This is a genomic window from Novacetimonas hansenii JCM 7643 (assembly GCF_000964405.1).
GTDB lineage: Bacteria > Pseudomonadota > Alphaproteobacteria > Acetobacterales > Acetobacteraceae > Novacetimonas > Novacetimonas hansenii.
The window spans coordinates 1-10,475 of record NZ_BANE01000038.1 but is presented as its reverse complement, the minus strand read 5'-3'; the positions used below and the strand labels follow the sequence as shown (position 1 = coordinate 10,475).

Genomic DNA, 10,475 nt, shown 5'->3' with positions numbered 1-10,475 from the left:
CAAGGCATTGTCAGTGCTGAAAAACTTTCGAATCAGGCTCTAAGACATCGCAAAGGTTTTCGGGCGTTGCCTTTTACCCGGCAGGACAGCGTCTTGCCGGGCTTTCCCTTGAGGGTTTACAAAAAACCTTTGAAAATCAGGGCATTATAAAAGTCATTTTATCAAACAATGTCCAATGCCCGTCGCCCCCTGTTTATCGACGGATAAATACCCATATCGTAAGAGGCAACGATCCTGCCGGCAGTCGTCGGGATCGCCTTAACGCAGGATACAAGATACCCTGACGCAGATGAAACAGACCCTTTCGCGACAGATGCCACGTAAACGCATCATCCTGAGCCTGAGCGCCGCCCTTGCGGCCCTGCCCCTGATTGTTCACCCGGTGGCCGCCGATGCGCGTGCCGGGGGTGGCATGTCGATGGGCAGCCGGGGGTCGCGTACCTATAGCGCGCCGCCCCGCACGGCCACGGCGCCCTATGGCGCAACCCCGTTCCAGCAGACCATGACGCCACGCAGCAGCCCGTCGGCCCCCTATGGGATGGCGACACGCATGCCGTATGGCGCGGGTGCGGCCGCCATGATGGGACGTCCCCGCCACCCCTTCCTCAGCGGCTTTGCCGGGGGGCTGCTTGGCGCGGGCCTGTTCGGCATGGTCTTCGGGCATGGTATGTTCGGCGGCGGTGGTATGGGCGGCAGCGGCATCCTTGGCCTGCTGATCCAGCTCCTGCTTGTCTTCTTCGTGGTACGGTGGCTGATCCGCCGCTTTACGGGACAGGGGGGCATGCCCTCCGGCCTGCCGGGGCTGAGAGGGGGCAACGTGTCATCCGCGCAACCGATGAACAATGCACCCGCACCACAGGTCGCGCTGACAGCCGCGGATTACCAGGCGTTCCAGCAGGCGCTGGTCAACGTGCAGGCCGCATGGAGCCAGCAGAATCTTGGCGCCCTGCAACACATGGCCACGCCAGAGATGGTCAGTTACTTCAGCCACCAGCTTACCGACCTCGCCAGCCGTGGCGCGCGCAATGTTGTGTCGGACGTCCGCTTTGAAAATGGCGACCTGACGGAAAGCTGGCAGGAAAATGGCATGGATTACGCCACTGTGGCCATGCGGTATTCCCTGATTGACATGACCACCGACATGACGGGCCACGTCATTGACGGCAGTTCGACCGAACGCACCGTCGTGACCGAACTGTGGACGTTCGAACGGAGTTCGCGTGGCGGGACATGGCTTGTCTCCGCCATCCAGCAGGTGGCCCGTTAACCTTACGTTCCCACGCAACATGACAGAAGGGTGGTCCGGCACAGATGGTCCGGGCCACCCTTTTTTATGTCATGCCCTGCGAAGGGACAGATATGAACGGCGGAGCAGGGTCCACCCATCGCCAGAAGAAACAGGTGTCATTCCCACCCACTGGCCATCTGGGAAAAACATCTCACCAAAGGTTGCCAGCGCATCTTTGGACAAGCGGGACCAGCACATATTGAAGTATAAAAATCTTTGATGGGCCTGATGCAACAGCCTCCCAAAGACAGACCCTGCCTGAAAGCCACCCATTGATAATAAATAGGAAAAGGTTGCAGGCGTTATCTTGTTTTTTGAAAATATCATGCCGTCGGGAGGCGTTCAAAAACGCCTCACAAAAAACTTTTATTCTTCAGTGGACAGTCCCTGATCCGTTCAGAGAGTGTTTGAAAACAAATCATTGATAAAAAACAGGAAAATTTTTCGGGTGCCGCCTTTTGATCGAAAAAGGCGGCGTCTTCTGAAGCCTTCTGGAAAAAGCTTCACCAAAAACCTTTATGATTTCAGGATGTTATTGAGCCTGACTTTTCAAACAGCTTCTCAGATCCTGACGATGCTCAGGACATACAGGATCATGGCCAGCGCCCCAAGCGTCAGGGCCACGCCATAGATACGGCCCTTATGCCGACGGGCATATTCCTCGGCCGGGGTCCGTACCACTGGGGCATTATCCGATGACATTGCAATATCCCTTGTCAGAGAGCAGGCGGCACGACAACCGCATGACCGGCATCAGTGCATGATGAGGAAATGATCCGCCAGCATACCGCAAAACAGCAGGAACAGATAAGCCAGCGAATACCGGAATGCCTTACGCGCGGGCAGATCACCGCTCTCGCTTACCCCCTGTGCATCCTGCCGATCACGCAGGACGCCAATGGCGCGATAGATGAACCCCGCCCCAAGAACAGTGGCCGTAACGGTATAAAGCCATCCCGCAAGATGCATCGCCGATGGCACAAGCGTCACCGCCATAAGGATGATCGTGTACCACAGGATCTGCCAGCGCGTATGCCGCGCGCCCTTTACAACCGGCAGCATCGGAATGCCGGCCCGCCCGTAATCCTTGCATGCATATAGCGACAGCGACCAGAAATGCGGCGGCGTCCACAAGAAGATGATGCCGAACATGACAATCGGCAGCACCGTCAGCGACCCCGTCGCAGCGGCCCAGCCGATCATGGGCGGGAATGCCCCGGCCGCGCCACCAATGACGATATTCTGTGGCGTGGAACGTTTCAGCCACATCGTATAGACGACGGCATAAAAGAAGATCGAGAACGCAAGGATACCAGCAGCCAGTGCATTCGTCGCCAGCCACATCAGGATGACCGACGCCACCGACAGGCCAATGCCAAAGCCAAGGACCTCGTCCGGGCGCATGCGGCCATCAGGAATGGGCCGTGTGGCCGTGCGTTTCATGACCGCGTCGATATCGCGATCGTACCACATATTAATCGCACCGGCCGCCCCGGATGCCATGCAGATGCACAGGATGCTGATGGCTGCGATAATGGGGTTCAGGTGCCCCGGCGCCATGGCCAGACCCGCCGCCCCGGTAAAGACCACCAGGGAAATGACACGGGGTTTGAGCAATACGAACCAGTCACGCGCCTGCGTCCCCACGACCGCAACCGGATAGGCGGCATTTCCTTCCGCCGATGCGACAGAGCCACTCATGCCCGGTTCCCCCGATCCATGCCCACAGGCGACGGCAGCGTCCATTCCAGCGTCCGCGCGCCCATGCCCCAGTAATTGGCGGCGATATGCCCACGTCCGCGCATGCAGGTCACGATGACCATCCCGGCGAAGACAAGGATGGACGCCCCCATCAGAACCGCCCCGGCAATGGCGGGCGCACCCTGATGCACAGACAATGACATGGCGGTGCCCGTCACCGTCAGGACAAGATGCACCAGCCCGGCCATGCGCGGGACGACACGGCCACTCATCTTGCCCACCCAGTAATAGAAACCGGCAAAGGTTGCGAACACGGCGGCGAATACGGTGGCCGCATGCACATCACCCATACCACCGGGCAGCAGCGACATCACGCCCCCCGCAACCAGCAGCACAGCGCAGCCTACGGCCCACCCCATCGGCAGGCTTGGACGTACATGCCCCGTCAACGCGGTTGCCCCCCATGCCCCAAGGACCATCACAACCGGTGCAAGGATCACCAGAAGTTCCGCGGCGGCATGATAGCCATCCGATGTGCCCAGCCCCCCGTTGAACAGATCATGCGTCCAGACGGCGCCCCCACCCACGGACATGACCACCAGGGCTGCGATGACCTGCATGCGCCCAAGCAGGGGCACACCACAGAATGTTTCCATCACCTGACTGACGATCCCGATGGACGGCAGCAGGAGCAGCGCCATTTCCGGCCCGGCAAAGGCACGCAGCACGGTATCCAGATGCGCGAACACGTCGCCACCATCCAGCACAATGCGCGTCAGCGCACCCGCCAGTACCGGCACCACCATCACCAGCATCATCGCCGTCAGCACCTGCGCCCACACGAATACCGGCATGTCACGCAATCGCATGTCCGGCGCGCGCATGTTCAGGACGGAGGCAACCATATTGATGGCAGCCCCCAGCATGCCCACGCACCACAACAGCAGCGCTGCGATGGACATGGCGGGCGCAGTCACGACGGACAGGCCAAGCAGCGCCAGGACAAAACTGCCCGCAACGGCAAGCCAGCAAAGGGTATTGAGGCGGGGAAACGCCATGTCCCGCGCCCCGGTCAGCAAGGGCACGAACCAATTGCCAAATCCACCGAACAGGGCAGGCAGGGCGCAGAAAAAGACCATCATCATGCCATGGCGCGTGGCAATGCGTTCCCACATCCCGGCAGCGTCACCGCCACCCCAGCGCGCCAGCACGCCGTGCGGCAGCAATCCGGCCTGCAACGCGACGGCAAGCATGCCACCCACGATCCCCGCCACAACCGCCAGGGACAGATACAGGGTTCCGACATTGCGATGACCGCCCGAACCCGCCCGCGACCCGGCATCCCCCATGGGCAAACCGGCGCCTGCGCCATCGATCCGATCCTGACCGATTGTCGGCATATGTATCTACTCCCCTTGTGACGCGGGGATTGCGCCACAGTCCTGACATAGCATTGCTGGCGGCAATATATCCCGACATATCTGTAAAAACGACCCCGTGAGGGGCCATGTCAGTCGCGAGAATGTCATTACAGCCCTGTCGTCAGGACAGGGCTGCGCATGGACATGCCCGGATTGGCGGCATCAGGCCACCAGGGATTCGCTGGCGTCATCCAGACGGTCGAGCGTGACAAGCGTGAACAGCCCCGCAGGCGGAACCGGCCGGATGACCGCACGCGCCAGATCCTCAGGGGGAAGCAGTCCTTCAATCGCAAAGTCCGGGTGCCACCCCAGCGAACGCGAAGCCCGCGCCATCCCACGTTCCACCGCAAGGCGGACGCCACCGGTGGCCAGGAAATGGTTGACGAACAGGATATGCCCACCCGGCTTAACGACGCGCTTGAGCTCACTCAGCAGGCGACGTGGATGCGGCACGACAGAGGCAACGAACATCGCCACAGCGATATCGAACGATGCATCGGGGAATTTCGTCTCCTCCGCATCCATTTCCAGCAGCGCATTGACATTCGACAGGTGCAGCTTGCTCACACGCCCACGCGCACGTTCAAGCATATCCTCCGACAGGTCGATGCCGGTTATCTGCTTGTCCCGGCGGTAATATGGCAGCGCAAGGCCGGTGCCGACCCCGACCTCCAGCACCTTCTGACCGGGCAGGGCGTTCACCGCCTCCACCGCACGCTTGCGCGCCAGGGCCGACACACCACCGAACAGGGCATCATACACCGCAGCCCACCGGCGATAGGCCACCTTGACCGCATCGGCATCAAGGGCGGAACGCGGAGAGGGAATCTCGACCACCTTTTCGGTGGTGGCATCACGCAGAACGTCACTCATCAGATGGTACCTGCCCCTTTGATGCAAACCGTCTTCAGGGTCCGGCCCTGCCGTTGCGCGTCTGGCATAATCAAACCTGTCCCGTTCTGCTGCATTAGATTCCCATTATGTATTCCGGGACACCGCCCGGAATATTCCCTGTGCAATTACGCCAGATGGCATACGTCACGGCGATGGCGCGCAACGGCATAGCATTTTCATACGCCAGCCGATACGGCCCCATCCGCATTCCCCCTGCCCCGTCAGCCCGTCAGCCCGTCAGCCCTGACCGTCAAGACGGGCAAGAATGCAGTCCCACAGCATGGACGCCGTATTGACGCCATCAAAACGGTCGATTTCCTGCAATCCCGTGGGCGAGGTCACATTGATTTCCGTCAACCATTCGCCAATCACATCAATCCCGACGAAAATCAGTCCCTGTTCACGCAACAGCGGACCAATCGCCGCGCAGATCTCATAGTCGCGTGGTGTCAGGGTGGCTTTCACCGCCCTGCCGCCGACATGCATGTTCGAACGCGCCTCCCCTTCGGCGGGAACACGGTCAATCGCGCCGATCGGCTGTCCGTCCGCCAGGATGATACGCTTGTCGCCCTGCCTTACCGCAGGTTCATAACGCTGGATCATCAGCGGTTCGCGCGAACGGGCGAAATGCATCTCCAGCAGGGAATTGAGGTTGGGGTCGTCCTCGCGGATGCGAAACACCCCGGCGCCACCATTCCCGAACAGCGGCTTTACGATGATATCGCGCCACCGCGCACGGAAATCGCGGATGGCGCGCACATCCCATGTCACCAGGGTGGGGGGCATCAGGTCGGGATAATGCGTGACCAGCAGCTTTTCAGGGGCATTGCGCACCGATGCGGGGTCATTGACCACCAGCGCGCGCCCCGGCCCGACACCATGGATATGTTCAAGCATATGGGTGGCGGTGATATAGGCCATGTCAAAGGGCGGGTCCTGACGCATCAGGATCACATCCATCCCCCCAAGGTCGAGGACATGTTCCTCGCCATAGGTGGCATGCGCGCCCGCGACGCGCTGCACATGCACGCGCCGTGCCCGCGCGGCAAGACGTTCGAGACGCGCGCCCTGCGGGGAGATGCGCCCCTCGCTCAGGGTCATGGTCTCGACCTGATAGACATAAAGCTCATAGCCCCGGGCCTCGGCCTCCAGCATCAGTGCGAAGGTCGAATCACCCTTGATATCGATGGCACCAAGCGGGTCCATCTGGACCCCTATCTTCAATGGGCGCGACATTGCTGGACCTCCGGACGGGACACGGGGCGGATACTCCGGCCGTGTAATAATACGAAACAACGTTCTTGAAAAACGTCATAATGTGTAAGCAGCGGCACAACCAGCGCCAGTGGCCCTTTTTTCATGCCCCCATCCCCGTGGCGGGCGGATAGGAAATGGCCATGACCTCCAGCATTTCATCGCCACGCGGCGTCATCAACCGTACCTCATCCCCCACCCGCGCACGCATCAACGCCCGCGCAACGGGGGAAATCAGGCTGATTTCACCGCGCACCGTATCGGCTTCGTCCACCCCCATGATGGTGACGACACGCGTTTCGTCACGTTCGGTGGCATAGGTGACGGTCGCACCGAAAAAGACCTGCCCACGCCGCGGCTGCTGCGCGGGGTCCACGATGATCGCCTTTTCAATGCGCTTCGTCAGGAAACGCACCCGGCGGTCGATCTCCCTCAGGCGCTTCTTGCCATACAGGTAATCCCCATTTTCGGACCGGTCGCCATTGCCCGCCGCCCACGACACGATTTCCACGATACGGGGCCGTTCGTCACGCAAAAGGGTATTGAGTTCATGGCGCAGCACCTCCATCCCCTTAGGCGAGATATAGCGCGCAAGCTCCCCCCCACGCGCCGCGTCAGCCGATGCACGCGTCAGCATGTGGCAACGGTCATGCGGACATGCCCTTCCAGCTTCTCCCCGGGGCGCAGGACATGCATCCCGCAATCGGCAACGCCATGGCGGTTGAAGGCGTCATTCATGTTGGAGGCAGGTTCAACCGCGATGAAGGGCTGACCCGGCGGGGTAAAAAGGACAAGGTGGCCGAAGATGTCGCTTGCCTCCAGCGTCAGGGACAGGCCCAGCCGGGGCCAGCGCAGGAACGCGCTGCGCGTCCATCCGGCATAGCAGTTGTCGATCGCGCAATCCCCCACGTCACGCATCTTCTCAAACGACCAGTCGCCCTGTGCCGGAACACGCAAAGAAGGCAGGTTGCGGTCGTCGCTGGTCCACACGGACTGCGCCGAAAAACCCAGCCGCACCCCGTTATGGCGTGGGAAATAAGGATGAAAGCCAAGGCCCACCGGCTGGTCGCGCGTATCGGTGTTTTCGATCATCATGCCGATCGACAGGCCACCTTCACGCAGGTCAAAACGCAGCAGCGCGCGATAGGCGAACGGCCATTGCGTGACCGGATCGCCGGGTGGTTCATGATCGAGTTCGAGCGTCGCGCTGTCATCAGCCAGCAGGTCGAGCCGCCAGCGCCGTTCCCAGCCATTGCCATGCAGGACATTGTCCTCGCCCATGAAATTAGGCGCAAGCTGGTACTCCTGCCCTTCGAAACTGAAATGCCCATGGGCGATGCGGTTTGAAAATGGCACGAGGGGATATCCCCCCACCGCCCGCCCACGCTGCGCCACAAGGTGCGGGTCCGCCACGGGATGCAGGAACGACATGGCGCCGCGCCGCCAATAGGCGATCGCCCCACCCACATCGGGCAGGAGACCCAGACGCGCCTCGCCCGCCTTCAGTTCGATCATCCCCGCTCCCCTCATGCTGCCATGCGGAACGATCCTGCCCGTTTTTATCGCATAAGCAAAGCCATGCCCGCGATCAGGCAGCCCGGATCAACGTCCCTTGCGCCGTCCCCCACCGCCACGCCGGGCGTCGGGATCATACCCACCCCCACCCGGCCCCAGCGGTTGGGGCGTGCGGCTGCGTCGTGCATCGGCACGCGCATTGCTGCCCGCGCGCCCGGCCATCGACTGTGCGACGGGTGGGGGCTCAAGCCCCAGTTCCAGCGCCTCAAGCCTGCGGATCTCGTCACGCAGTCGCGCCGCGGTCTCGAATTCCAGATCGGCGGACGCCGTGCGCATGCGTTTTTCAAGGTCGGCAATCGCCCCTTTCAGGTCCTTGCCCACCATGTCCTTGATATCCCCTTCGGGCGTGGGGGACACGGTCACGTAATCCTGCTCGAAGACAGAGGACAGGACCTCGCCGATATGCTTGCGCACCGACCGCGGTGTAATGCCGCGTTCCTCGTTCCACAGGCTCTGCTTTTCACGCCGCCGTGCCGTTTCCTCGATGGCGTAGGCAAGGCTGTCGGTCATCTTGTCCGCATATAGCAGCACGCGCCCGTCCACGTTACGCGCCGCACGACCGATCGTCTGGATCAGCGAGGTACGCGAACGCAGGAACCCTTCCTTATCCGCATCAAGAATGGCGACAAGCGAACATTCGGGGATATCCAGCCCTTCACGCAGCAGGTTGATGCCGATCAGCACGTCAAACGCCCCAAGGCGCAGGTCGCGGATGATCTCGATCCGTTCCAGCGTATCAACGTCGGAATGCAGGTAACGCACCTTGATCCCGGCCTCGTTCATATATTCGGTCAGGTCTTCGGCCATGCGTTTTGTCAGGGTCGTCACCAGCACGCGGCCACCCTCGCCAATGGCCTTGCGACATTCCGCCAGCAGGTCATCCACCTGATGGGTAACGGGACGCATGTCCGTCACCGGGTCGATCAGACCCGTCGGGCGGATCACCTGTTCGGCGAACACCCCGCCCGTTCGCTGCATCTCCCACGGACCCGGCGTCGCGCTGACGAAGATGCTCTGCGGGCGGAAGGCATCCCATTCCCCGAATTTCAACGGACGGTTATCAAGGCATGACGGCAGGCGGAAACCGAACTCCGCCAACACGGATTTGCGCGCATAGTCCCCACGCTCCATCCCACCAATCTGCGGCACGGTCACGTGGCTTTCATCCACGATCAGCAACGCATCCTCAGGCAGGTATTCGAACAGGGTTGGTGGCGGCTCCCCCGGCTTGCGACCTGACAGGTAGCGTGAATAATTCTCGATCCCCTTGCACACGCCGGTCGTCTCGATCATTTCCAGATCGAAGGTCGTGCGCTGCTGCAACCGTTCGGCCTCCAGCAGCTTGCCTTCCTTCGTCAGGTGTTCAAGCTGCGTGCGCAGTTCCGCCTTGATCCCCGTCACCGCCTGATTGAGCGTCGGGCGCGGCGTAACGTAATGGCTGTTGGCATAGATGCTGATTTCCTGCAGATCGGCGGTCTTGTCCCCTGTCAGGGGATCAAACTCAATGATCTCGTCAATCTCGTCGCCAAACAGGGTGACACGCCAGGCCCGGTCCTCGTTCTGGACGGGAAAGATGTCCACGCTTTCGCCGCGCACGCGAAAGGTGCCGCGCTGGAACCCCGCATCATTGCGACGGTACTGCAGTTCCACCAGCGCCTTGACAAGCTGGTCGCGATCAATCGACCCCCCGCTTTCCAGCCGCACGACCATACGCGAATAGGTCTCGACCGAGCCGATACCATAAATGCACGAGACCGAGGCCACGATGATGACGTCATTACGTTCCAGCAGTGCCTGCGTCGCGGCATGGCGCATGCGGTCGATCTGTTCGTTGATCTGGCTGTCTTTTTCAATATAGGTGTCGGAGCGTGGGACATACGCTTCGGGCTGGTAATAATCGTAGTAGCTGACGAAATATTCGACCGCGTTATCGGGGAAGAATTCCTTCATCTCCGCATAAAGCTGGGCCGCCAGCGTCTTGTTCGGCGCAAGGACAAGGGTGGGCTTCTGCGTTGCCTCGATCACCTTGGCCATGGTGAAGGTCTTGCCAGATCCCGTAACGCCAAGCAGGACCTGATCGCGCTCCCCCCCCTCGATCCCGGCGACAAGTTCGCTGATCGCCGTGGGCTGGTCGCCCGCCGGTTCATAAGGGGAATTGATCTTGAACAGCCGGGTCTTGGGCTTGGCGGGTTGCTGTTCGGGCTGGAACGTGACCGGGGGTTCAACCCGGTCGGTTATGCGTTTTTTCTTGCGCGGTGCTGCTGCCATGATGTGATGACAGTGGGGGGCAATGACGCCCGACGCAAGGGCGGGCGCCAAAATATTGCCCCCCCCCCCATCGC

Annotated in this window: 8 protein-coding genes; 1 reads left to right on the top strand and 7 read right to left on the bottom strand. The window is 61.0% G+C overall.

Annotated features, from left to right (window positions below; genetic code table 11):
• The first annotated feature begins 289 nt into the window (after positions 1 to 289).
• The gene (locus tag B7G66_RS02615) at positions 290 to 1,267 is read left to right on the top strand and encodes a Tim44 domain-containing protein (protein WP_003618148.1); all 978 of its coding nucleotides are present in this window, start codon (positions 290 to 292) and stop codon (positions 1,265 to 1,267) included.
• Positions 1,268 to 2,041: 774 nt separating this feature from the next.
• Here the strand turns inward: B7G66_RS02615 and cyoE are convergent.
• From cyoE to uvrB, 7 genes are all read right to left on the bottom strand, one after another.
• Positions 2,042 to 2,989 carry a heme o synthase gene (gene cyoE, locus B7G66_RS02610; protein WP_040511613.1) on the bottom strand — a complete coding sequence of 316 codons (948 nt, stop codon included), beginning with the start codon at positions 2,987 to 2,989 and terminating at the stop codon, positions 2,042 to 2,044.
• A complete protein-coding gene (locus B7G66_RS02605) occupies positions 2,986 to 4,389 on the bottom strand; it encodes a cbb3-type cytochrome c oxidase subunit I (protein ID WP_003618144.1) in 1,404 nt (467 codons plus the stop codon). The genes cyoE and B7G66_RS02605 overlap by 4 nt, the downstream gene beginning before the upstream one ends.
• A gap of 183 nt (positions 4,390 to 4,572) precedes the next feature.
• Positions 4,573 to 5,283, bottom strand: coding sequence for a class I SAM-dependent methyltransferase (locus B7G66_RS02600; RefSeq protein ID WP_003618143.1), 711 nt, complete (start codon positions 5,281 to 5,283; stop codon positions 4,573 to 4,575).
• A gap of 258 nt (positions 5,284 to 5,541) precedes the next feature.
• Positions 5,542 to 6,540 (bottom strand): glutathione synthase, encoded by a 999-nt coding sequence (gene gshB / locus B7G66_RS02595; protein ID WP_040510485.1) that lies wholly within the window; start codon positions 6,538 to 6,540, stop codon positions 5,542 to 5,544.
• 121 nt (positions 6,541 to 6,661) lie between these two features.
• Complete coding sequence (gene greB / locus B7G66_RS02590; protein ID WP_003618139.1) at positions 6,662 to 7,195, bottom strand: transcription elongation factor GreB; 534 nt, start codon at positions 7,193 to 7,195, stop codon at positions 6,662 to 6,664.
• Positions 7,189 to 8,073, bottom strand: a complete 885-nt coding sequence (locus tag B7G66_RS02585; RefSeq protein WP_003618138.1) for an aldose 1-epimerase — start codon at positions 8,071 to 8,073, stop codon at positions 7,189 to 7,191. Before B7G66_RS02585 ends, greB begins: the two co-directional genes overlap by 7 nt.
• Before the next feature lie 87 nt (positions 8,074 to 8,160).
• Positions 8,161 to 10,401: an excinuclease ABC subunit UvrB gene (gene uvrB / locus B7G66_RS02580; RefSeq protein ID WP_040510484.1), complete on the bottom strand. Its 2,241-nt coding sequence runs from the start codon at positions 10,399 to 10,401 to the stop codon at positions 8,161 to 8,163.
• Positions 10,402 to 10,475: the final 74 nt, after the last annotated feature.

What these genes read in the sequence shown, in the direction of transcription:
- B7G66_RS02585 (WP_003618138.1), bottom strand. Translation starts at nt 8,073, where the DNA reads ATGATCGAACTGAAGGCGGGCGAGGCGCGTCTGGGTCTCCTGCCCGAT.
- cyoE (WP_040511613.1), bottom strand. Translation starts at nt 2,989, where the DNA reads ATGAGTGGCTCTGTCGCATCGGCGGAAGGAAATGCCGCCTATCCGGTT.
- B7G66_RS02615 (WP_003618148.1), top strand. Translation starts at nt 290, where the DNA reads ATGAAACAGACCCTTTCGCGACAGATGCCACGTAAACGCATCATCCTG.
- uvrB (WP_040510484.1), bottom strand. Translation starts at nt 10,401, where the DNA reads ATGGCAGCAGCACCGCGCAAGAAAAAACGCATAACCGACCGGGTTGAA.
- greB (WP_003618139.1), bottom strand. Translation starts at nt 7,195, where the DNA reads ATGCTGACGCGTGCATCGGCTGACGCGGCGCGTGGGGGGGAGCTTGCG.
- gshB (WP_040510485.1), bottom strand. Translation starts at nt 6,540, where the DNA reads ATGTCGCGCCCATTGAAGATAGGGGTCCAGATGGACCCGCTTGGTGCC.
- B7G66_RS02605 (WP_003618144.1), bottom strand. Translation starts at nt 4,389, where the DNA reads ATGCCGACAATCGGTCAGGATCGGATCGATGGCGCAGGCGCCGGTTTG.
- B7G66_RS02600 (WP_003618143.1), bottom strand. Translation starts at nt 5,283, where the DNA reads ATGAGTGACGTTCTGCGTGATGCCACCACCGAAAAGGTGGTCGAGATT.